Source organism: Kibdelosporangium banguiense (assembly GCF_017876405.1).
In the GTDB taxonomy this organism is placed as follows: domain Bacteria; phylum Actinomycetota; class Actinomycetes; order Mycobacteriales; family Pseudonocardiaceae; genus Kibdelosporangium; species Kibdelosporangium banguiense.
In genome coordinates this window covers 8,746,606-8,768,171 of sequence record NZ_JAGINW010000001.1, presented here as the reverse complement: position 1 = coordinate 8,768,171, position 21,566 = coordinate 8,746,606, and the positions used below count along the sequence as shown (strand labels likewise).

Annotated in this window: 22 protein-coding genes; 15 read left to right on the top strand and 7 right to left on the bottom strand. The window is 67.1% G+C overall.

Features of this window, described 5'->3' with window-relative positions; translation table 11 throughout:
• Nucleotides 1–9: 9 nt before the first annotated feature.
• From JOF56_RS39885 to JOF56_RS39875, 3 genes are all read right to left on the bottom strand, one after another.
• Nucleotides 10–426: a hypothetical protein gene (locus JOF56_RS39885; RefSeq protein WP_307855464.1), complete on the bottom strand. Its 417-nt coding sequence runs from the start codon at nt 424–426 to the stop codon at nt 10–12.
• A gap of 92 nt (nt 427–518) precedes the next feature.
• On the bottom strand, nt 519–725 hold the full coding sequence (locus JOF56_RS39880) for a hypothetical protein (protein WP_209644627.1): 207 nt from the start codon (nt 723–725) through the stop codon (nt 519–521).
• Between the two features lie 97 nt (nt 726–822).
• Complete coding sequence (locus JOF56_RS39875) at nt 823–1,155, bottom strand: hypothetical protein (protein ID WP_209644625.1); 333 nt, start codon at nt 1,153–1,155, stop codon at nt 823–825.
• Between the two features lie 186 nt (nt 1,156–1,341).
• On the opposite strand from JOF56_RS39875, the gene JOF56_RS39870 reads away from it, so the two are divergent.
• The 3 genes from JOF56_RS39870 to JOF56_RS39860 all read left to right on the top strand — a co-directional run bounded on the left by JOF56_RS39870 (nt 1,342) and on the right by JOF56_RS39860 (nt 4,930).
• Nucleotides 1,342–2,796, top strand: a complete 1,455-nt coding sequence (locus JOF56_RS39870; protein ID WP_209644623.1) for an Asp23/Gls24 family envelope stress response protein — start codon at nt 1,342–1,344, stop codon at nt 2,794–2,796.
• A gap of 159 nt (nt 2,797–2,955) precedes the next feature.
• Nucleotides 2,956–4,380 carry a serine/threonine-protein kinase gene (locus tag JOF56_RS39865; RefSeq protein WP_209644620.1) on the top strand — a complete coding sequence of 475 codons (1,425 nt, stop codon included), beginning with the start codon at nt 2,956–2,958 and terminating at the stop codon, nt 4,378–4,380.
• A 70-nt stretch (nt 4,381–4,450) separates the two neighbouring features.
• Entirely contained in the window at nt 4,451–4,930 is a 480-nt protein-coding gene (locus JOF56_RS39860) for a helix-turn-helix transcriptional regulator (protein WP_245378565.1), read from the top strand.
• 5 nt (nt 4,931–4,935) lie between these two features.
• Here JOF56_RS39860 and JOF56_RS39855 read toward each other — a convergent pair whose 3' ends face one another.
• The gene (locus JOF56_RS39855) at nt 4,936–6,495 is read right to left on the bottom strand and encodes an alkaline phosphatase D family protein (protein WP_209644617.1); all 1,560 of its coding nucleotides are present in this window, start codon (nt 6,493–6,495) and stop codon (nt 4,936–4,938) included.
• Nucleotides 6,496–6,784: 289 nt separating this feature from the next.
• Here JOF56_RS39855 and JOF56_RS39850 point away from each other — a divergent pair, with 289 nt between their 5' ends.
• Nucleotides 6,785–7,909, top strand: coding sequence for an MFS transporter (locus tag JOF56_RS39850; protein ID WP_209644614.1), 1,125 nt, complete (start codon nt 6,785–6,787; stop codon nt 7,907–7,909).
• Here JOF56_RS39850 and JOF56_RS39845 read toward each other — a convergent pair.
• Nucleotides 7,898–8,356 carry a heme-degrading domain-containing protein gene (locus tag JOF56_RS39845; protein WP_209644612.1) on the bottom strand — a complete coding sequence of 153 codons (459 nt, stop codon included), beginning with the start codon at nt 8,354–8,356 and terminating at the stop codon, nt 7,898–7,900. The genes JOF56_RS39850 and JOF56_RS39845 overlap by 12 nt on opposite strands.
• Nucleotides 8,353–9,384, bottom strand: a complete 1,032-nt coding sequence (locus JOF56_RS39840) for a Gfo/Idh/MocA family protein (protein WP_209644609.1) — start codon at nt 9,382–9,384, stop codon at nt 8,353–8,355. Before JOF56_RS39840 ends, JOF56_RS39845 begins: the two co-directional genes overlap by 4 nt.
• A gap of 55 nt (nt 9,385–9,439) precedes the next feature.
• On the opposite strand from JOF56_RS39840, the gene JOF56_RS39835 reads away from it, so the two are divergent.
• From JOF56_RS39835 to JOF56_RS39800, 8 genes are all read left to right on the top strand, one after another.
• Complete coding sequence (locus tag JOF56_RS39835) at nt 9,440–10,498, top strand: ROK family transcriptional regulator (protein ID WP_209644607.1); 1,059 nt, start codon at nt 9,440–9,442, stop codon at nt 10,496–10,498.
• 12 nt (nt 10,499–10,510) lie between these two features.
• Nucleotides 10,511–11,149, top strand: a complete 639-nt coding sequence (locus JOF56_RS39830) for a sulfotransferase family protein (RefSeq protein WP_209644604.1) — start codon at nt 10,511–10,513, stop codon at nt 11,147–11,149.
• Between the two features lie 142 nt (nt 11,150–11,291).
• Nucleotides 11,292–12,602, top strand: coding sequence for a GlnX family signal transduction membrane protein (locus tag JOF56_RS39825; RefSeq protein ID WP_209644602.1), 1,311 nt, complete (start codon nt 11,292–11,294; stop codon nt 12,600–12,602).
• Complete coding sequence (locus JOF56_RS39820; protein WP_209644598.1) at nt 12,599–13,579, top strand: glutamate ABC transporter substrate-binding protein; 981 nt, start codon at nt 12,599–12,601, stop codon at nt 13,577–13,579. Before JOF56_RS39825 ends, JOF56_RS39820 begins: the two co-directional genes overlap by 4 nt.
• 3 nt (nt 13,580–13,582) lie before the next feature.
• The gene (locus JOF56_RS39815) at nt 13,583–14,908 is read left to right on the top strand and encodes a GlnX family signal transduction membrane protein (RefSeq protein ID WP_209644595.1); all 1,326 of its coding nucleotides are present in this window, start codon (nt 13,583–13,585) and stop codon (nt 14,906–14,908) included.
• Nucleotides 14,905–15,933 (top strand): glutamate ABC transporter substrate-binding protein, encoded by a 1,029-nt coding sequence (locus tag JOF56_RS39810; protein WP_209644593.1) that lies wholly within the window; start codon nt 14,905–14,907, stop codon nt 15,931–15,933. Before JOF56_RS39815 ends, JOF56_RS39810 begins: the two co-directional genes overlap by 4 nt.
• A gap of 17 nt (nt 15,934–15,950) precedes the next feature.
• Entirely contained in the window at nt 15,951–16,331 is a 381-nt protein-coding gene (locus tag JOF56_RS39805) for an effector-associated constant component EACC1 (RefSeq protein ID WP_209644590.1), read from the top strand.
• A complete protein-coding gene (locus JOF56_RS39800; protein WP_209644587.1) occupies nt 16,331–17,569 on the top strand; it encodes a caspase family protein in 1,239 nt (412 codons plus the stop codon). The genes JOF56_RS39805 and JOF56_RS39800 overlap by 1 nt, the downstream gene beginning before the upstream one ends.
• Nucleotides 17,570–17,615: 46 nt before the next feature.
• Here JOF56_RS39800 and JOF56_RS39795 read toward each other — a convergent pair whose 3' ends face one another.
• Complete coding sequence (locus JOF56_RS39795; RefSeq protein ID WP_209649135.1) at nt 17,616–17,765, bottom strand: hypothetical protein; 150 nt, start codon at nt 17,763–17,765, stop codon at nt 17,616–17,618.
• Between JOF56_RS39795 and JOF56_RS39790 the strand changes: the two genes are divergently transcribed.
• From JOF56_RS39790 to JOF56_RS39780, 3 genes are all read left to right on the top strand, one after another.
• Nucleotides 17,758–19,692, top strand: coding sequence for a serine/threonine-protein kinase (locus JOF56_RS39790; protein ID WP_245378564.1), 1,935 nt, complete (start codon nt 17,758–17,760; stop codon nt 19,690–19,692). The genes JOF56_RS39795 and JOF56_RS39790 overlap by 8 nt on opposite strands.
• 14 nt (nt 19,693–19,706) lie before the next feature.
• On the top strand, nt 19,707–20,972 hold the full coding sequence (locus tag JOF56_RS39785; RefSeq protein WP_209644583.1) for a vWA domain-containing protein: 1,266 nt from the start codon (nt 19,707–19,709) through the stop codon (nt 20,970–20,972).
• A gap of 68 nt (nt 20,973–21,040) precedes the next feature.
• Nucleotides 21,041–21,439 carry an FHA domain-containing protein gene (locus JOF56_RS39780; RefSeq protein WP_209644580.1) on the top strand — a complete coding sequence of 133 codons (399 nt, stop codon included), beginning with the start codon at nt 21,041–21,043 and terminating at the stop codon, nt 21,437–21,439.
• The last annotated feature ends 127 nt before the right edge of the window (nt 21,440–21,566 follow it).

The following is a 21,566-nucleotide window of genomic DNA, read 5'->3' as shown; positions in this document are numbered from 1 at the left end:
TCGTGGGCTTCACTGGAAACCCCGGCGGTAGGCGGCGACCTTGGCCGCCGAACCGAGGACGCCCGACAGGGTGAAGCCGAGGTAGATCGCGTTGGCGATCCAGAAGTGGTCGGCCTCCGCCATGGCCAGGACCAGCGCGGTCAGCCCGCCGATCGCCACAAAGGACTGTCCGATGTGGTCGCCGAACCGGCCGATCTCCAGATCCCGCTGGTCCTTGACCCGGCTGCCCTTGGGCACCCGCATCGACGCGGCGATGTTGAGCACGATCTGGATGACGATCGCCGCCCCCAGCGTCCACAACATCGGCGCCACATACGAAGCGTCCGCCAGCCGTCCGGGCATGGTCAGGACGATCACCAGATACACCACACACGAGATGCTTGCGACCACTCCCATGGTCCAAGCACTTTGTTCTTCGACAGTCACGCCACCTCCCATGTAAAGCAAACTTGACACGGTCAATGTAAAACACATCAGACTTCGTGTCAAAGCTTCTTTACATGGGAGGTGGTCCGGGGTCAGACCCTGTTGTACTGGAAGTACCAGCCACCTTCCGCCTGATAGCAGCCCCAGGCAGGGAAGATCTGGTGGTAGCGCTCCATGTCGGGCTGGCAGGATTCCTTGGTCGGGTACGGCCCCACGGTGATCCAGTTGGTCGCCTGTGCCACGCCAGGACTGATGGCGATCACGGCGACGGCGGCCAGGCTGGCGGTGATGATGCGCATTGCTGTCCTCCTCGGCGAAAGACTCGATGACATCGTGCCCGCCCGCCAAGGTCGGCCACACCGCCGATCGGTGGTGTGGTCTAGTCCAATGCGGTCGCTAGCGCACGACGCGGCAGACAAGCGAGTCCGAGGGACCTCGCAAAGCGCTCATGACCACATCGATGGTGAGGTACTTACAGGCCAGGTACGGGTTTCCGGAGCCGACGTACTGAAGACCGCCGGGGGAGCCGCTGGCGTAGCAGCGCAGCCCACCGCTCTCGTAGAAGCCGATGGTCGCCGAAGAGCCGACATTGGCATGGCAGTAGTCGCCGATCGACGACGGCCCGAAAGGCACGTCCACCACAGCGGCTTGCGCGGGCGCCGCAGTGGCCAGCGCCAGGGCGCCGCCGATCAGACTGGTCGCGGCAAGGGTCACGGCACGTCTCAGCATGGATCCTTCTTTCCCGGTGATCACAGGTCGGCATCCGAAGTGGACTGTCACTCGTCATTGTGGGAAGCGCCCATCCGGTCGTCATCGTTGCGACGATCAGCGCATCGGGCGCGGGCTGGCCAGGATCCCGATTCTAGGGCACCACGTCTCGAGCTGAACATCGCTGGGACACAAGGAAATCTCGAAATGGGGGTGGGTGACCGCGGTCACACGCGGACTGCTTATCATGACGCCGTCTGCTTCTCCCCTCCCCGAAGTCCTCCCTCTCTCGAAAGGGAACCCACCGTGCCCGAGATCATCAGCTCCCTCTTCGGCCGCTCCAAGAACGACACCGTCACCTCCCGCGAGGAGGCCACAGTCACCACGCTCGCCCCGACCGGCAGCGTCCAGACCGACAGCACCGAGATGGGCGGCGCGGAGGTGGTCGTTACCGAAGACACCAGTGCTGCCAACGCAATCGACGTCGAGCCGGCCGACGCCACAGTGGTGGAACCAATCGACGAAGCCACCGCAACCGAGGACACCGCCGAAGACACCGAGGCTGCCCCGAGCGCGGATGACGTCGCCGACTCCACCGACAGCGACTCCGAGAACGCCGCCGCCGAGGACACCGCTTCTGAGGACGGCGACGACGTCGCCGAGGCGGACGCTGCTGAATCGGATGGCGCCGAGGCGGATGCTGCCGAGTTGGACGAAACCGGGGCGGATGACGCCGCCGATCAAGCCGGCGACGAAGAACCCGTTGCGAGCGAGGCCACGGACGAGGCCGCCGTGGAGGAGTCCGACGAAGCCGCTGCGGAAGAAGACCTCGCATCGGAAGCCGCCACTGAGGACACCGAAGACACCGCCGACACGGAAGCCGAAGACGCACCGGCCGCCGAAGACACCGACGCTGACGTGACTGACACCGAAGAGGCCGGCGACGCCGAAGCTGTCTCTGCAGAGGCGGAAGACGCGCCGGCCGCTGAAGAGACTGACGTTGATGTGGCTGACGCCGAAGACACTGCAGATGCTGAAGCTGTCTCCGCGGAAGCGGAAGACGTACCGGCTGCTGAAGAGGCCGACGTTGACGTGCCTGACGCCGAAGCTGTCTCTGCGGAGGCAGAAGACGCACCGGCTGCTGAAGACACTGACGCTGATGTGACTGACACCGATGAGGCCGAGGCTGCCCCCGCGGCCGCTGAAGTCGGACCGGCTGCCGAAGAGACCGACGCCGAAGAGACTGACGCCGAAGAGACTGACGCTGTTGTGGCCGACGCGGATGCTGCCGCGGCCGATGACGTCGAAAAGCCTGATGAGGCCGAAGAAGTCGAGCCGGTCGTGGTGGCCGAGACCCGTCCCGCTGCGGGCTCTCGCGGCAACGTCACGGTGGACGACAGTGTCGTGGTGAAGGTCGTGACCATGGTCGCCGGCAAGGTCAACGGTGTGCACAGCCTTGACGACGGCGGTATTTCGGTTGAGGTGGCCGACAACGTCGCCACGATCAAGGTATCGATGGCCATCGAGTACGGGCACGCGATCAAGGCGTTGGCCGGGCAGATCCGGGTCGACGTGATCGAGGCCGTCGAGCAGTTCCTCGGCCTGGATGTCGCGGCGGTGGACGTCCACGTGAGTGACATCCACCCGCCGGCTGCCGCCTGAGTGGACGGACGTGGGCTCGGTCTTGGGCGCGGGGGTCGGCCCCAAGACCGAGTGCCGGTCGGCAGCCGCAGGTCCGGGCCGGTGTGCTGATATTTGTCCCAGCTTGTTGCTGGTACATTTCCAGTGTCCCTGACGTGCGTGAATCCGTATCATGTGCAGGTGACCGCTGCAGGTGAGCTTATCGCCGGACGATACCGTCTGGAGAGCGAAATCGGCCGCGGCGGCATGGGGGTTGTCTGGCGCGCCCAGGACGAGTTGCTCGACCGTGTGGTCGCGGTGAAACAATTGCTGGCCAATTCCGAGGTCGTCGGCGGCGACTCGGAGGACGTCGTGGCGAAAGCCCAACGGGAAGGCCGGATCGCCGCGCGATTACAGCACCCCAATGTGGTTTCGGTCCACGAGGTCATCGTGCATTCGGGCCGTCCCTGCCTGGTGATGGACTACATGGCGGCGCAGAGTCTCGCCGAGGTGATCGCCGCGCGGGGCCGGCTGCCGGTCGACCAGGTCGTCGACGTCGCCGAAAAGGTGGCGTCCGCGCTGGTCGCGGCCCATCGGGCCGGGGTGGTGCACCGGGATGTCAAGCCCGAGAACGTCCTGATCGGCTTCGACGGCAAGGTCAAGATCACCGATTTCGGCCTGTCCAAGGCCACCGGCGAGGGGTCCACGACCAGGGCCGGTTTCGTGGCAGGCACCCCTGGTTTCCTGGCGCCCGAAGTGGCCAGTGGTGCCGATATGGGCTATGCGTCGGACGTTTTTTCGCTCGGTGCCACGATGTACACGGCGATCGAGGGGCAGCCGCCGTTCGGCGACCACGAGAACAAAGTCGAGCTGCTGATGCGCTCGGCCCGCGGCGAGATCATTCCGCCCCGGTACAGTGGCCAATTGACGCCACTTCTGCTGGCCCTGCTCGCGGCCGACCCGAAAATGCGGCCGACTATGCGTCAGGTGCAAGAGGAACTTCAGGCCCGCAGGATTCCGCAGACCGGCACGATCGAGCTGAAACTCGTGCACGCCGGCAATCAGGCCAGCGGCGTCGCGCTCGCTGAAGCACCGTCGATTCCGATGATGCGTGCCAGCGCCCCCACACGTCCGCCGGCACGGCCGGCACGTCCGGAAAGGCTCGACTCGCGGTCGCGTGCGGGCCTGATCGCGGCAGTACTGGTGGCCGCCGGTCTCTTCGGCGGAATCATCGTCGCGGTCACCTCCGAACCGGAGAGCGGGACCATCCCGGCACCGGCTCCACCGGCTCGTCCCGCAGGTGACGCGGGAACAAAGTGCCAGCCCGCGATCGTGGAAACGGCACCTGGGCAGGACGGTATCGAGGCGACAGTCCAGGTGTGGAACCTGGCCAACGAGCCGCTCGACGGCTGGACCGTGCGGTGGACGATGCCCGCCCGGCAGCCGGTCAGAACAGTCGCCGGAGCACGGCTGTCCCAGGAGGCGTCCGGGGCGGACGTGCTGGTCACAGTCGACTCGCCGGCCGCCATTCCCGCGCGCGGGAGCGTGCGGTTCAGCTTCGTGGCCGGTGGCGACGGGCAGGTGCTGGACGGCCTGCGGATGCGGTGTGACGCCGACGTTCTTTGACCAAAGATGTTATTCTCGGTCGTAGCGCACGGAGGGGCCTGTTTCTCTGCGACGAGAGGTGGCTGCCCCGTTGGAGCGCGATGAATTCGGGATGCTCTGCGAGACCTTACGAGAGCATGTCGCCGACCTGATCACCGGTCGGCGTGGCAATTTCACCGAGCAGGTCCTGACAATAGGCGTCGGTGGCGAGAAGTACGCGGCTGATATCGCAGGTGTCGCAGTATACGGCGATGCGGGCACGGTCGCGACCGTTATTCTGACGTTGAAGCCGGAACACACCCATTTCGAGGAGTCCGTCACCACGCGGCGTAAAAAAGTCCTCACCGAGATGGATGCGAAAATCCTGGAAGGGGTCGCGGCCGGTGTGCCGACCGTCCGGCTGGCCGCCATGGTCGATCTCAGCCGGGGCGGTGTCGAATACCATGTGACGAGCCTGCTGCGAAAGTTGAAAGTGCCCAACCGCACTTCGCTGGTGTCCAAAGCCTACGCGCAGGGAATTCTCGTACCGGGAATCTGGCCGCCGAAAGTCGTGCCCGACTTCATCATCTGAAGCCGTCACCCGGTGCTGAGCGTGAGCGTGGTTATCGGCGTGAGGTCATCCGCTCTTTCGATGACCACATCGGCTTCACGTCCGCTGATTCGCAACGTGGCAATGGCATTGACGACATAAGGACCGTCGATCCGCTTCCAGTCCAACGGTTCGGGCGTGATTCGTCGCTTGAGCCACCAGCGGGTGAACGCCGACAGCGGTCGCGACCAGCCGAGGTGGAAGAACGGCCGCAAGAAGCCTGCAACGTGGTTATGGAAGGGGGAGCAGACGAGCTGGAACACCTTCGCGTTGACCGGCGTGCCGAAGCTGGCCTGCGCGGTATAGACGTGGTGCACGTCGCCGGACAGCACACAGACGGTGGCGGCGTTGCCTTCCGCGCTGCGCCGGATAAGCCTGGTCAGACGGTCGAACGAGTCGCGAAACGCCGCCCAGTGTTCCAGGCTGGCCTTCTGGCGGATCTTCTCGGAGAACCGGCCGCGCCTGCCGGGTTTGGCGCAGCCGATCTCGTTGATGCTCTGCATGTCGCTGATGGCCCGCGGCAGCAGCCATGGCAGTGACGATCCGATCAGCAGGTGGTCGTAGTCGCCTTCGGCATTGGCCTCCAGCCATTCGAACTCGTCGTCACCGACCATCCGCCGCTGCCCGGACAGGATCCGCCCGGCCCGGGTGTCGATCATCAGCAGTCGGACCCGGCCGAAGTCGCGCCGGTAACTCCACTGGGCCTGCTTGCGGCCGTCGGCCTCCCGGATGGCCTCCGTCGCGAACGACCGCAGCACGTCGATGGCATCACCCTGAGTGGCAAGCACTTTGGTGTACACCGGATCGACGGCCAGGTCCGCAGGCGAGAGATTGCCGATGTGCTGGTAGATCCAGTACGAGACCAGCGCGGACGTCTCGCGCTCGGCCCACCAGCCGGTCGCCTCCATCCGCTCGCGCCAGGCCGACGAGGTGTTCCAGTCGTTGATCACGTCATGGTCGTCGAGGATCATCGACGTCGGCACGGTCGACATCAGCCATCGGTTCCACCGCGTCGACCACGACTCGTGGTAGAGGTGCACGTACTCCTCGAAGTCCGCCACCCCCGGCGGATGGTCGACCGAACGCCGCCGGCCGATCCAGTCCTTCGTGGACCTGGACAGCTCGTCGGCGTAAACCTGATCTCCCAGCAGCACCAGCGAATCCGGCCACAGCTGATGATCCTGCCCGGCCATCCGCTGGGCATAGGCGGCGATCGCGTCCCGGCCCATCCGGGGATCACCCGCCTCAGGCATCCGGCACGAGCCGAACACCATGGTCAGATCAGTACCACTGAAGGTCCGAATCCGGCTCGGCGGCAGACCGTCGACCGGCCAGGCCTGCTGCCCGTCCAGATGCACTTCGTACGGCGTGCTGCCTTCAGCCAGGCCCGTCACGACGACAAGCGCGTAGTGGTGCGCCCCGACTTGGAACGTCCTCGCCGCAGCTCCGGCGATCTCGACCGTGCACGGGCTGTCTGTCTGCACCCACACTGTCGCCGAGGACGTGTCCACATACCGCAAGATCGGGCCAAGCACCAGCTCTGGCAACAGCGGTCTCCTTGTCGGTCCGGACGCCCCGCAGATCCTTTCACCCGGACTCCGCTGGGCGGAACCCCGGTCGATCCCGCCCAGCGGTACTGCCGGGGTTGAGGTAGGTTGCTGCGCGTGACTTCTCCGGAGGCCTCAGAACGGTAGCCGCCCAGCGATCGGCTGGGCGGCGGATCAGCGGTGTGCGGGATGGCTGCTGTGTCCGCGTGAGTGCTGCCGTTTGCCTCTCTGGCGCGTGTTTCCCCCGGACATCGGGCCGCGCCGTGACTTCTGGAGTAGGTCGTTCACGATGCCTGTCGTGGTTTTTGTGCTGGCTGCCGCGGTGTTCGCGCAGGGCACGTCCGAATTCATGCTTTCAGGTCTGTTGGCGGAGATCGCCGCCGACTGTGGTGTCTCGATCGGGTCGGCGGGGTTGCTGACCTCGATGTTCGCCGCCGGGATGGTGATCGGCGCGCCCGCGATGGCGGTCGCTGTCAGTGCCGTTCCCCGGCGTACGGCGCTGATCGGGTTCTTGGGGTTGTTCTGTGCCAGCCATGCCATGGGTGCTCTCACCATGGACTTTGCGCTGTTGCTGAGCACGCGTGCGGTCGCGGCGATCGCGAACGCCGGGTTTCTCGCTGTCGCGCTGGCGAGCGTGCCGGCACTGGTCACGAGTGACGCCGTGGGCCGGGCGACGTCGATCCTTCTGTCCGGAGTGACAATCGCGTGCATCGTCGGTGTGCCGGCTGGGACTGTGCTTGGTCAGGCGCTGGGTTGGCAGTCGGCGTTCTGGGCGATCGCGATCATCACCGCGGTGGCGTTGGCCGCATTGTGGGCGATGACCGGCACAACGCTTGAAACGCCGCACCAGAACGGGATCGGGCCGGTGCGGCGTGAGTGGCGAGTACTCGGCGGCCGTGGACTGATCGTCACGGTTGTGCTGGGTGTACTGGTCAACGCCTCGACGTTCGCGGGCTTCACCTATCTCGGCACCATTGCCGCCGCGCTGACGGGCCCCGCCAGTCCGTGGATTCCCATTGCCCTGGCGCTGTTCGGCATCGGCTCGTTCATCGGAGTCACCCTCGCCGGGCGCCACGACGGCCGGTACCGCACCGTGGGGACCGTCGCGCTGGCCGGAATCTGGCTGGCAGCGGTTCCTTCTGTGCACACCCTCACCGGCCTGCTGGTGTTCGCGCTGATCACCGGCGTCGGCGCATTCGGTATCGGGGCCACTCTGATCGCGACGATTGTGCGGACAGCCGCGCCGGCCGCGCCGCGTATCGCCGGCGCGATCGCAACGACCACTTTCAACATCGGTGCGGTCGTAGGCCCGGCCGCCGCCGGACTTGTTGTCGGCAGCGGCGCGCACTACGCACTCTGGGTCAGTTTTGTCCTCGCCGGTGTCGCGGCGCTGGTCAGCCTGCTAGCGGGCTAGGAACGAGGTCAGCTGCTCGACCACGAAGGCGTGGTCCTCGGCCTGGGGCAGCCCGGAGACCCCGACCGTCCCGATCGGACCTGTACCGCGCAGGATGATCGGGAACACGCCGCCGTGCGCGGCGTACAGGTCGGGGTCGAGCCGGGACTTCTCCTCGAACGTGTCGCCGGCCTCGCGGTGCAGTGTGCCGATGTAGAACGAGCTGTGGCCGTAGCGGTCGACGACCCGGCTCTTGCGGTCGATCCAGGCGTCGTTGTCCGGCGCTGTGCCTGGCAGGGCGGCATGGAACAGGCGTTGGCCGTTGCGGCGCACGGAGATCACCACCGGCAGTGAGCGTTCCCGGGCCGCAGCGAGCAGGTACTGGCCGAGCGCGAGGGCGGTCTCGTTGTCGAACCGGTCGAACTGCAGCCGCTCTTCCTGCTCGGCGAGTTCCTTGCTCGTTGTCACAGTGTTTCGACCTTTCCGGAGTGGGCTGAGCGGAACGCGCCCTCGATGACCTGCAACGCGTACTCGGCCGACTCCGGCCGTACGGGTACCGAACCGTCCCGGATGGATTCGTAGAACTCCTGGTACGCACCCAGTTCGCTGGGGACGGGCTGAACGTCGTCGAGCAGGCCGAGTTTGCCCCACGCGCTCTGCGGTTCCTCGCCCCAGCCAGGGTCGCCCGGTCGACGGCCTGCGGCCAGGGCGTCTTCCTGGCCGTCGAGGCCGTAGATCGTGAACGCTGCCTTGCTGCCCAATACGCGGAATCGGGGGCCGTGGTTGGCTGCGGTCGCGCTCATCCAGAGGTGTGAGCGCACACCGTTGGCGTGCTTCAACGCGACGAAGGCGTCGTCGTCGACCTGGACACCCGGCCGCCGGAGATCGAGCTCCGCGTACACGGTGTCCACTGGGCCGAACAGGTCGACTGCTTGGTCCACGAGGTGCGCGCCGAGGTCGTAGAGCAGGCCACCGGCCTCCTCGGGCGCCCCGAACTCACGCCAGTTGTCCCACACGTCCGGGATCCAGCGCTCGTAGCGGGACTCGAAGCGCTGTACCTCACCGAGCCGGCCGTCATCGACGATCTTGCGTACGGTCCGGAAGTCGCTGTCCCACCGCCGGTTCTGAAACACCGTCAGCGGTACGTCACGTTGACGGGCGGCCTCGATCACCTGGCGAGCTTCTGCCGACGTGGGTGCGAACGGTTTGTCCACAATCACCGGAATGCCCGCTTCGATCGCAGCGAGGGCGAGCGCGACGTGCGTACGGTTCGGCGTCGCCACGACGATGAGGTCAAGCGGCGTCTGGAGGAGTTCGGCGGCGTCGCTCAGGATGGGCACGCCCGGGTTCTCGGCGGCCGCCTGTTCTTGGCGTGCAGGGGAACGGGTCACGATCGCGGCCAGTGTCAGGCCGGGTGTGGCCGAGATCAGCGGCGCGTGGAAGACGCGGCCGGCGATGCCGTAGCCGAGTACGCCGACACGCAAATCGGATGCCATGACGGCTATTAAAGCAACACTGTAGATTAATTGCGAGCCGTGCGATCATGGTCACGTGGCCGACCTGGGATTCCTGCGTGGATACAACGACGCTGTCATCCTTGGCCTGACCCGCGGCGGCGAGGCGATGACCAGGGTCGAGCTGGCTGATCGCGGCGGGCTGACCCCGCAGGCGGTGTCCAAGATCGTGACCAGGCTGATCGCGGCCGGGCTGATCGAGGAGACCGGCACCCGCAACATCGGCGTCGGCAAACCCCGAACGTTGCTGCGGCTGGTGCCGCAGAGCCGGTTGGCCTTCGGCGTGCACGTCGAACGTGACGAGCTGCGAATCGCCCTGGTCGATCTGGCCGGGACAGTGCTCGACTGCGTGGTGACGCCATTGCCCGCCAGGTTCAGTCCGGCCATCCTGATCGACGAGCTCGCCCGGCACATCACCGCGATGAATAAATCCGTGCCGGACGACCGGCTCCTGGGTGTGGGCATCGGCATCGTCGGGCCGCTGGACCACCGCAACGGTGTTGTGCACGACGCGACCGGGCTGACGGGCTGGCACGACATCCCGTTGCGTGATCTCGTCGCCGAGCGCCTCGGCATACCGGTGACCGTGGACAAGGACACGAATGTGGCCGTCGTCGCGGAAATGTGGCGCCGTGGCCAGGGCTTCCGTGACGCGGCTGTCGTGTTCGCCGGCACAGGCCTGGGTGCAGGCCTTCTTCTTGATGGACGCGTACATCGTGGGGCGCGCTCAGGTGCGGGCGAATTCGGGCACACCACGATGTTGCTCGACGGGCCATTGTGCGCGTGCGGCAGGCGGGGCTGTGCCGAAGTACTGCACAACCAAGCGCTCGCTGCGGGCGACCGCAGGCGTGCCATCAAGGTCCTCGCCGCGGCGACCACGGATCTGGTTCGGCTGCTGGACATCGAGCACATCGTCCTGAGTGGACGTTCCATCCTCGGTGCACCCGAGGCCTACCTCGACGGTATCCGCGCGGCCCTGCCCGCCGACGGCTGGCTGCCAGTGGAAGTGAGCCTCGCGGTGCTCGGCCAGGACGTGGTGGCCGCCGGTGCTGCCATGCTGGTACTCGACGAGTTCTTCACGGTCGGGCCGGTATGAAGGGGGATCGGGATGGTGCAGGTCATCGGCGCCGGGTTCGGGCGGACCGGCACGGCTTCGTTGAAGCGGGCGTTGGAGCTGCTGGGATTCGGCCCGTGTCATCACATGAGCGAGGTCCTCAAACAGCCGCAGACCACGGTCGGTTGGACGGCGGCACTCAACGGCGACCGCACCGCGCTGCCGCCGTTGCTTGAGGGCTACAAGGCGACAGTCGATTTCCCGGGCTGCCTGTTGTGGCGTGAGATGACCGAGTTGTACCCAGACGCCAAAGTCGTGCTCAGCGTGCGTGACCCAAAGAAGTGGTACGACAGCGCACGGGCAACGATCCTGAGTACGGAGCCCCGTGAGATGCCACAGGACATCGCCACGCTATTGCGGCCGTTCTCCGAGGCGATGGCGGCCCGGGGATTCCGCAGGGACCTGAGCGAGGCCGACACGATCGAGGTCTTCAACCGGCACAACGAATCCGTGCAGGCAGGGGTGGATCCGCGCAAACTCCTCGTCTACGAGGTGAGTCAGGGCTGGGCGCCGCTGTGCGAGTTCCTCGATGCCGAGGTTCCTGACACGCCGTTCCCACGGGGCAATGACTCGGCATCGTTCCGCGAGAACGTCAACCGGCTGCTCAAAGACGGCATTGACGACTTCGTCTGAGGTTATGGTGACGATATGTCTTTCGGCCGTTTGTGCCTGAGCACGATTCACTCGAAAATGTGACCGGAGACCGGTAACAACCGGCCACCCTTCCCGATGTCCGTGGTGCGTGTCACCCGGCGCGGCGCGGAGGGGGCTGCCGGTGCGAAGTGGGGTTGTCGAGCGGTCAGTTCAGGTGCGCCGGTGGCTTGCCCGCTATCGCAGGCGAGCGCCTGGCCAGCTCACCCTGCTGCTCACTGTTCTTGTCCTGTTGTGCCTGACGACCGGTGCCGCCTGCGCCCTGGATCTGCAGCGCAGAAAGGACGAACTGGCTGGGATCGCCGACCGCAGTGCCCCGCTGACCGGTGCGGCGGTGGACATATACCAGTCGTTGTCCGACGCGGACGCCACTGCGGCGAGCGCCTTTCTGCTTGTCGGGGGAGTGGAACCGGCGGAACTGCGCGAGCGGTATCAGCTGAATATCGCCGAGACATCGACCGCGCTGACCACCGCCTCGGCCGGTTCGCCGACCGGGGAAAGCGCGGTCACCGTCACCGAACTGGCGGCGTATCTGCCTGTTTACACCGGACTGGTGGAAGCAGCGAGAATGTACAACCGGCTGGGTATGCCGCAGGGTGTGTCCTACTTGAGGGAAGCCTCGCATCTGGTGCAGTCGAGAATGCTTCCTTCGGCGCAGCGCCTTTACCGGGCTGAGATCACCCGATTGGCGGAGGCGCAGGCGAACGCGAGTGTGGTCGGCTGGATTCTGCTCACGTTGGGGATTCTGGTGGTGGGGGGATTGGTGGCGGCCCAGATCTACCTCGCGCGCACGACCAGACGGATCCTCAACAAGGGTTTGCTCGTCGCCACGCTCGCTGCGGTAGCCGCTGTCTCCTGGTTCACCGTCGCGACGACAAGCGCGGCCGAGCACACCGCGGCAAGCCGTCACGAAGGCTCTGCGGCGGTTGAGGCGCTTGTAGAGGCGCGGATCAAGGTCCTGGAAGCCCGCAGCGACGAAGCGCTCACATTGGTCGCTCGCGGCGGCGGCAAGGTCTACGAAGATCACTTCAACGGCGTGAAGAGCCGCCTCGAAGGCGGGGAAGGGCTGCTCGCCCAGGCCAAGGCCGCGGCGGCCAGCCCGCAGGCCGGCCAGGCGGTGGACAACGCGATCACGGCATGGCAGGCGTGGCTGGTCAGCCACCAGGCGTTGCGAGACAAGGACGACGAGGGCGACTACAACGAGGCCATCCGTCTGGCCGCCGACCAGGGGCCGTCCGGCGCGGGCCGACTCTCGTCCACAGTGGACGGCCAGTTGGGCGAGGCCATCAGGCATGCGGCCACGAGGTTCGAAGAGGAGTCGGCGAAGGCGGGCGGCGCGCTGTCGACCGCGGACATCGGCGTGGCCCTGCTGATGGTGCTGGCCGCGCTCGGTGTGGTTGCCGGATTCGCCCCGCGGCTCCGGGAGTACCGGTGAAGCGGGTGATCGCGGTAGTCGCCGTGCTGCTGAGCAGTTGTGGTGCGGACCCTGTGGTCGTGCCGGCGCGGCCGGTGCCTTCGGTGACTGTCCTGCCGTCGGGTGTGCAGATGCCGGCCGTGATCCCCGATGCGGTGCCGGAGACGTGCAATCCCAAGGCGAGTCTGCGTCCGCTGGAGCCGGCAGGTGTCATCCCGCCGGACAGCACGATGGCCAGGATCCAGGAACGACGTCGGCTCGTCGTCGGCGTGGGGTCGAGCGCGTACCGGCTCAGCCATCGCAACCCGCTCACCGGCCGGATCGAGGGGTTCGAGGCGGACATCGCCCGGGAGATCGCCAAGGCCATCTTCGGTGACGACCAGGAGAGCCGGATCCAGTTCCGGGCGTTGAACGCCGCCGACCGGATCGCCGCCGTGCGGGGCGTGACCGACAACGGCGAACCGGTCGAGAAGGTCGACATGGTCCTGGCCGCGATGACGATGACCTGCGAACGCTGGCAGAAGGTGGCATTCTCCGCGGAGTACTTCTCCGCCGGTCAGCAGATCCTGGTACCCCACGGGTCCAGCGCGCAGAGCCTCGCCGATCTGGGCGGCAAGAAGGTGTGCGCGTCGGCCACGAGCACGAACATCCGGATCATCGCGCAGTCCCGGCCCGCGCCGATCCCGGTCGCGGCCGCGAACACGAGTGACTGCCTGCTGTTGCTCCAGCAGGGGCAGATCGACGCGGTGTCCACCGGCGACGTGATCCTGGCCGGACTGGCCGCGCAGGATCCGGCGATGGAGATCAGGGGACCGCGGTTCACCGACGAGCCGACCGGGATCGCGATGTCCCTCGACGCACCCGACCTGGTCCGGTTCGTCAACGGCGTGCTGGCGGAGTTCATCCGGGGCGGGAAGTGGAAATATCTGGAAACACTCTGGTTTTCCCCGCAGATCGCCGACGCGGTCCCGCCCACGCCTCAGTACCGGTCGGAGTGATGCGTGGACCTGCGTGAACGGATCCTGCGGCGGGTCGCCCGGCCCCCTGAGCAGCTGGGCCTGATCCTTACCGGGCTCGTGCTGGTGTGCCTGATCACCGGTCTGGCCGGGCTGCTCGACGTCCAGCACCGCCGTGACGTCCTGGTCGGTGTGGCAGACCGGAGCAGCCCGCTGGCCGGCGCGGCTCTGACGGTCTACCAGTCACTGTCCGATGCGGACGCGATCGCCACCGGTGCGTTCCTGACCGGTGATCAGGCACCGGCCGATCTGCGTGCCAGATATCGCACGGACATCACCGAAGCGGCTTCCGCGCTGAGTACCGCCGCGGCCGGAGCGCCGGACGTCAAGACCGCGACGGCGGTGGCGGAACTGACCGCGCTGCTGCCGATGTACACCGGGATCGTCGAGAAGGCCGAGACCAACAACCTGCTGCAGAAGTCCGTCGGCGCGGCCTATCTGCGAGAGTCCTCCGGACTGGTCCGTGAGCGGATGTTGCCTGTAGCGCAACAGTTGTTCCGCGACGAGATGGTCAGGCTGTCGGTGGCGCAGGACGATGCGGGCTCGTTGGCCTGGTTCCCGCTCACCATCGGCGGCCTGGCGCTCATCGCGTTGCTAGCGTCGCAGGTCTATCTGCGTCGGACGACAAATCGGACGCTCAACGCCGGACTGCTGGGCGCGAGCGTCGCCGTGGTCGCGGCGCTCACCTGGCTTGTCGCTGCCTCGGCGACTGCGGTCGGACACAACGACGCGGGCCGGGAGGGCGGCAGCGTGCCTCTCGAAGCGCTGGCCGAGGCCCGGATCACGGTCCTGACGGCCCGCAGCGAAGAGGCCCTGTCCCTGGTCGCCAGGGGGAACGGACAGCGATACGAGGACGGATACAAGCAGGCGCGGCAACGGCTCGACGGTGACAAAGCCCAGCTCGGTTCCTTCGCCGCGGCCCTCGACCGCATCGGTGACGCGCCCATCCGGTCCACTGTGGAGTCCGCGGTCGGCACGTGGCAGCGGTGGCGTACCGACCACCAGCAGCTGCGGGAGCTGGACGACAAAGGCGAATACATCAAGGCGGTGCGCCTGGCGACAGGCGTCGACACGACGTTGCAGGAGGCGATGCCCGCGAAGATCGAGCAGGACAACACCGGCACCCTGGCCGCGGACGTCGACAAGAAGCTGGGGGAGGCCGTCGGGCAGGCACAGTCCGTCTTCGACGACCAAGCCGCGCGGGCCGTGAACTCGTTGAGCGTCGCCGATGTCGGAATCGCGATCCTGATGCTTCTGGCCTGTGCGGGTGTCGCGTTCGGGATGGCACCGAGAATCCGGGAGTACCGATGAGGATGCTGATACTCGTCTGCACGCTGGCGCTGGTGGCCGGCTGCGGCGCAGGGCCGGCGGACACGATCTCCCGCAGGCCGCCGTTGACAGTGGCCGAGGCGATGCCGCCCGGTGCCGAGGTGATGCCGCCTGTCTTCGTGCCTGATTCCCCCGAACCACAGGCCGACCTGCCGGCCCAGTGCGCGCCGGGCGCGGGGTTCGACGCGCGGGCGATCAGCCTGCGGCCACCGGCGACGATGCCGCAACCGGGCGTGATGCCACCGGACAGCACGATGGCCAAGATCCTCAAGCGTGGGCGGCTGCAGGTCGGCGTGGACCAGAACCTCAACCTGATCAGTTCGCGCGATCCGCACACCGGTGTGATCGAGGGGTACGACATCGACTTCGCCCGGGAGATCGCCCGGGCCATCTTCGGTGATCCGGAGAAGATCCAGCTGCGGGCGGTGACCTTCACCAACAACTTCGACGTGCTCAAGAACAACGAGATCGACCTGCTGGCGGACTCGCTGACGATCACCTGCGAGCGCCGGTACAAGCTGGGTGTCGCCTTCAGCACCAACTACCTGGACTCCGGGCAGCGGGTCATCGTCCGGAAGCGATCTCCGTACCAGGGACCGCAGGACCTGATCGGCGGGAAGGTGTGCGCACCGGCCAAGACAACCTCGATCCAGCGGATCCGGGAGTACGGAACGCCCGGCCGGAGGCTGGTCCCGGTCGCGGTCACGGAGTTCTCCGACTGTCTCGTGCTGCTGCAGCAGGGCCAGATCGACGCCATCTCGACCACGGACACCGTGCTGCAGGGCATGGTCGAGCAGGACCCGACGCTCAGGCTCGCCGGCGACCGGATGTCCGACGAGCCGCACGGGCTGGCGATGCGGGACACCGAGCCCGACATGGTCCGGTTCGTCAACGGCGTCCTCGAGCAGATGCGCAACGACGGCCGCTGGGCGGCGATCTACGCCAAGTGGCTGGGCAGACTCCCGCCGGAGCGGGAGTTCCCGCCGCGCGCCGCGTACATCGACTAGTTCTCAAGGAGCACGACATGCAGGCCTCGATTGAGATCGGTGACAGCGCCGACGACCTCGCCGAGTTCGAGTCGCTGCACAGCTGGCTGGCCGAGTCGGCGTCGTTGCGGGGCGCACTCACCCTGGAACAGACGATGAAGCCGGGGGAGATGGGCGCGGTCTCCGACGTGCTGGTCGTGGCGCTCGGCAGCGGGGGAGCGGTGACCGCGCTCGCCGCGTCGCTGGGATCGTGGCTGTTCAGCAGGCGATCGCACGTCAAGATCAAGGTGACGGCGGCGGACGGGTCGAGCATCGAGCTGGATGTCAAGCGCGCCAAGGGCGACCAGGCCGGGGTGGAGGAGCTGCTGCGGGAGACGCTCAACCGGCCGCCCAAACAGATCGACTCGGGCGAGGCGTGATGGCACGACTTCCCGAACCGGGACGGTCCCGGGCAGTACTGATCGGCACGGGCGACTACCAGGATCCGGCCCTGGAACCGTTGCCCGCGGTCGCCAACAACCTCACGGACCTCGCCGGTGTGCTCACGGCCCAGCAAGGCGCGGGCCTGCCCGGCGGGCACTGCGAGGTGTTAAGGGACCCGCCCGCGCAGGCCGCTGTCGGCGACCACATCGTTGCCGCCGCAGGCGCGGCCGAGGACGTGCTGTTGGTGTACTACTCCGGGCACGGCCTGATGAGCTGGGACGGCAACAACGAGCTGTTCCTGGCGTTGCGGGACACGAAGACGAAGCAGCTGCGAACCTCGGCCCTGCGCTACGCCGACCTGCGCCAGGACATCCTCGACAGTTCGGCCAAGACCAAAGTGCTGATCCTGGACTGTTGTTTCGCCGGCCGGACGCTCGATCACACCATGTCGGAGCCCGCGGACACACTGCTGAGCGAAGTGGACATCGCCGGGACGTACGTGCTGGCCGCGACCGAGAACCGGGCGCTCGCCCCGCCTGGCTGGCGCAACACCCTGTTCACCGGCGAGCTGCTACGCCTGCTGTGGGAAGGCGTCGCCGCCGAGCCCGGTGTGCTGCTGACCCTGGACGTGCTGTTCAGGGAAGTCCGTGCCGCGATGAGCCGGCACAACTGGCCGGAACCGCGTAGCAACAACCGGAACTCGGCCGCGCACCTGGCGCTCGCCTACAACGCTTCACACGAGCTGCGTAAGGCGATCATCGCGTTGAAGGCGAGGCTCGACGAGCTCGCGGCCGAGGAGACGCTGACCGAGCAGACGTACGCGCTCGCCTCGGACAAGATCGCCGAGCCCAACCTACCGCCGCACTCCGCCGCGGCGCCGATCCTGCGCGAACGACTCGCCGTCGCGGAACAGTACGCCCCGCAAGGTCGTCTGCCTTCGGCCGCGGCACTGGCCGACATGTCCGCTGCCGTAGACGACGCGCTGAGCAAAACCCGCGACGCCAGGGAAGTCGCCATCGGGTCGATCGACCGGCGAGACCGGTTGCGGGGCCGGCTCAAGGGCTATCAGGCGATGGCCGTGCGCCTGCGGATCGCAGAGGAAGCGGAGGTCGGACAACGTTACGTACTGGCCCGCGATCTGCTGTGGACCCAGCCGTGCGACCTCGGTGCGGCAACCCGCGCGGTCAACGCGTTCCAGCGGGCAGTCACGGATCGACGGGAGAAGCTGCGTTGAGTAAGTGTCTGCAGCCAGGCTGCCCCGGATCGTATGGCCCGCACGGCTATTGCGACGAGTGCGGCCACAAGGAGCCATCAGCCCAGCCGCCCGAACCGCCCGCGCCTGTCTCCACACCGACACCAGATCCCAAGTCGACCCCTGGCTCGGTGCCGCGCAGCAGACCGTCCGGACGGGTCACTCCGTCCATGCCCATCGTGCCTCCCGCACGGTCGAACCGGGGCGGTATCGGCGGAGGGTGGTTCGATATTCCTCTGGTACCGCCCCGGGATCCGGCCGGCACAGCCTTGCCACCCCCTGAAGTGCCTGAGTCACAACGGTTCTGCCGTACGTGCGGCGCGCCTGTCGGCCGGGAGCGCAACGGCAGGCCGGGCCTGACCCGTGGGTTCTGCACCAAGGACGGCACACCGTTCTCGTTCGCGCCGACGTTGTCGGCAGGCGACTTGGTCGACCGCTACGAGATCGACCGGTGCATCGCCCGCGGTGGCCAGGGCTGGATCTACCTGGCCCGCGACACGCACCTGAGCGACAGCGGGGCCGAGCACCACGTTGTCCTCAAAGGACTGATCGACACCGAGGACCAGGAAGCCGTCGAGCAGGCGGTGCAGGAACGACGGTATCTGATCGATGTCGACCACCCGAACATCGTCAAGATCAACGACTTCGTCCAGCACCCGGATCCGCTGACCGGGACGATGGCCGGCTACATCGTCATGGAGTACATCGACGGCCGGTCCTTGCTGGAGCTGCACCGCGGCCACCGGGACGAACTCGGCCGGCGGGCGTCGATGCCGCTGGCGCACGTGCTGGCGTACGGCCTGGAAGTCCTGCAGGCGCTCGGCCACCTGCACGAGAAAGGCCTGCTGTACTGCGACTTCAAGCCCGACAACGCGATGCAGACCGGTGATCAGCTCAAACTGATCGACCTCGGCGCGGTGGTCCGCGCGGACAGCCTGCCCAGGACGTTTCTGGGCACTCCCGGCTACCAGGCGCCCGAGGTGGAGGAGACCGGGCCGTCGGTGCTGTCGGATCTGTACACCGTCGGACGCAGCCTGGCCGTGCTGAGCTTCAAGTTCGAAGGGTTCTCCGGCAAGTTCCGTCACACGCTGCCGCCACAGCAGGACATCCCGCTGCTGACCGAACAGGAGTCGTACTACCGGTTCCTGCGCAGGGCCACACATCCCCAGCCGGAACTCAGGTTCTCCTCGGCCGCGGAGATGCGCGGCCAGCTTGAGGGCGTACTGCTGGAAGTGCTGTCCGCACAGGACCAGGAAGCCCGGCCGGCCGTGTCCACCTGGTTCACCGTGGAGCGCCGGACCTTCGGTACCGACGCGGGCGTGGCCGACCAGGTCGACTGGTCCGCGGTGGGCCAGGCGCTGCCCTCACCGCTGGTCGACCCGCGTGATCCCGGTGCCAGCTACCTGGCCGCGATCGCGGCCGCGGACCCGGACGACGTGATCGAGATGCTGGTCGGGATTCCGGTGAGCAGCCCGGAGGTCGTGCTGCAGCTCGCGGGCGCCCGGATCGCGGCAGGCGAGATCGAGGCTGCCCGCGAGGGCCTGGACGACTATGCCGAAACGGCACCGCACGACTGGCGGGTCGCCTGGTATCGCGGGCTGGCCGCGCTGGCGGACGGCGACCCGGATGAGGCTCGCACCGAGTTCGAGATGGTCTACGACGCACTGCCAGGCGAGCTCCCGCCCAAACTCGCCCTCGCCGCGTCGGCAGAATGGGACGGTGACGACCGCGCAGCCGGTCCGCTCTACCAACGCGTCTGGCACACGGACAACCGGTACCTCAGCGCGGCATTCGGCGTCGCCCGGGTGTCACGGCGGTCCGGCGATCTGACGGCGGTCATGGCCGCCCTCGACGACGTACCGGCGGGAACGCAGTGGCACGTGCCCGCCAAGATCCTTGTCCTGCGCGCCGCACTGGACTGGGTGTCGGCCAACCACGACTTCTCGGACACCGGCATGGTGCTGGGCCATCCCCTGGAGGACCGGCCGCTGCGTTTCGGCCTGGAGAAGGCCTATCGCGACCTGGCCAAGGTCACCGACGACATCGACCGGCGGATCGCGCTGGTCAAGGCGGCCAACAAGGTCCGGCCCCGGACGCTTTTCTGAGAAGGAGGCTGGCGATGGACTTCGAGCTGCACGTCGACCACAACAAGTACCTGCCCGACGGAGGCCGCGTGATGGACGCGGTGGTCTCGGTCAGCGCGCTGGACGGCGGCCGGCGGGCACACGCCCCGACCGCAGCCGAGGTGATCATGATCGACTGCTCGGGGTCGATGGAGGGCGAGAAGATCATCGAGGCCAAGCGGGCCGTGAACGTGGCTGTGGACCAGTTGCGCGACGAGGTCGCTTTCGCTGTGGTGGCGGGCAATTCGGCGGCCCGGATGGCGTACCCGCCCGGCGAGACCATGGTGCCCGCCTCGCCGGTGACCCGGGCTGAGGCCAAGGCGGCGATCCGCAAACTGCGTGCCGAAGGCGGAACGGCCATCGGCACCTGGCTGGACCTGGGCAACCATCTGCTCGCCGGGCAGGACGCCGACATCAAGCACGGCATCCTGCTGACCGACGGGCACAACATCCATCAACGGCATGAGGACCTGCTGGCCACTTTGGAGCAATGCCGGGGCAAGTTCGTCTGCGAGACCCGCGGTGTGGGCAAAGGCTGGTCGGCCGAACCGCTCAACGCCATCGCCGACGTGCTGCTCGGCACGGCCGACGGCCTGCCCGACGCCAAGACCCTGACAGCCGAGTTCCAGGCCATGATCGAAGCCGTGATGGGCAAGACGACAGCGAACGTGACGCTGCGGCTGTGGTGCCCGCGCGGATCCCGGCTCCGGTTCGTCAAACAGGTCTTCCCGGACATCCTGCCGCTGACCGAGAACGGCACCCCCCTCAGCGACCTGATCACCGACTACCCAACCGGGTCCTGGGGCGCGGAGACACGGGACTACCACCTGTCGGTCGAGCTGCCGGCCGGCAAGAAACTGGGGGAGGAGGTGCTCGCCGCGCACGCCCGGATCGTGGTGGCGGACAACGTCGTCGCCGAGGGCCTGATCCCGGCGAGCTGGACCGACGACGCCGCACTGTCCACAAAGATCAATCAACGCGTGGCGCACTACACCGGGCAGCAGGAACTCAACGTCGTGACGCAGGAAGGCCTCGCGGCACTGACCGCGGGCCGCAAGGACGAGGCCACCGCCAAACTCGGCCGGGCCGTCCAGCTGGCAGCCGAGTCCGACCACCACGACACACTCCGGGTCCTCAACAAGATCGTGGACGTCGTCGACGCGCCGACCGCACACGTGCGGCTGCGTGACGACATGGAAGACGTCGACGCCGAAATGGCGTCGGTGAAGTCCCGCAAGACCGTGCCCTGGCGGAAACGCTGATGTCTCTCTGCCCACGCGGCCACGATTCGCCTGGCACCACCGGATACTGCGAGCAGTGCGGCGCCCGCATGATCAGCTGGCGCCTGACCGCCCGCGCCGACCACAAGTACTACGAGTTCGTCCTGGCCAACGGCGGCCGCGAGATCCCGTTCCCGGCGTTCTGCCCAGAACGCCGTTTCGACCTGCGCCGAGGCCGTCTGCTGATTGGCCGCCGGTCGGTCAGCCGAGGCATCGAACCCCAGATAGACCTGACGGGCCCACCCGAGGACACCTCCATCGGCCGCTCCCATGCGCTGCTCGTGACGCGCCCTGACAACTCCTGGGCCGTGGTCGACCTCGACTCGGTGAACGGCACCTACCTGAACTACTCGCCGGACCCGATCGAGCCGAACGCCTCGGTGCCAGTGGGCGACGGCGACCTCATCCACCTCGGCGGCTGGACCACCCTCACCCTCTCCGCCGGATAGCCCCCCACTCTTGCCTCCGTCAGAAGTTCCTGCCCTGAGGTCCACTTCAACTATGACTACGTCCACAGTTGATATCTCTAGTGATGAAAATACCCAAAACCGCACCGACCAGAACATCGCCTGCTGG

Coding starts and splice junctions, on each gene's coding strand:
- JOF56_RS39880 (WP_209644627.1), bottom strand. CDS start 725: ATGCGCATCATCACCGCCAGCCTGGCCGCCGTCGCCGTGATCGCCATC.
- JOF56_RS39875 (WP_209644625.1), bottom strand. CDS start 1,155: ATGCTGAGACGTGCCGTGACCCTTGCCGCGACCAGTCTGATCGGCGGC.
- JOF56_RS39870 (WP_209644623.1), top strand. CDS start 1,342: ATGGGGGTGGGTGACCGCGGTCACACGCGGACTGCTTATCATGACGCC.
- JOF56_RS39850 (WP_209644614.1), top strand. CDS start 6,785: ATGCCTGTCGTGGTTTTTGTGCTGGCTGCCGCGGTGTTCGCGCAGGGC.
- JOF56_RS39840 (WP_209644609.1), bottom strand. CDS start 9,384: ATGGCATCCGATTTGCGTGTCGGCGTACTCGGCTACGGCATCGCCGGC.
- JOF56_RS39830 (WP_209644604.1), top strand. CDS start 10,511: ATGGTGCAGGTCATCGGCGCCGGGTTCGGGCGGACCGGCACGGCTTCG.
- JOF56_RS39810 (WP_209644593.1), top strand. CDS start 14,905: ATGAGGATGCTGATACTCGTCTGCACGCTGGCGCTGGTGGCCGGCTGC.
- JOF56_RS39805 (WP_209644590.1), top strand. CDS start 15,951: ATGCAGGCCTCGATTGAGATCGGTGACAGCGCCGACGACCTCGCCGAG.
- JOF56_RS39800 (WP_209644587.1), top strand. CDS start 16,331: ATGGCACGACTTCCCGAACCGGGACGGTCCCGGGCAGTACTGATCGGC.
- JOF56_RS39790 (WP_245378564.1), top strand. CDS start 17,758: ATGCCCATCGTGCCTCCCGCACGGTCGAACCGGGGCGGTATCGGCGGA.
- JOF56_RS39795 (WP_209649135.1), bottom strand. CDS start 17,765: ATGGGCATGGACGGAGTGACCCGTCCGGACGGTCTGCTGCGCGGCACC.
- JOF56_RS39785 (WP_209644583.1), top strand. CDS start 19,707: ATGGACTTCGAGCTGCACGTCGACCACAACAAGTACCTGCCCGACGGA.
- JOF56_RS39780 (WP_209644580.1), top strand. CDS start 21,041: ATGATCAGCTGGCGCCTGACCGCCCGCGCCGACCACAAGTACTACGAG.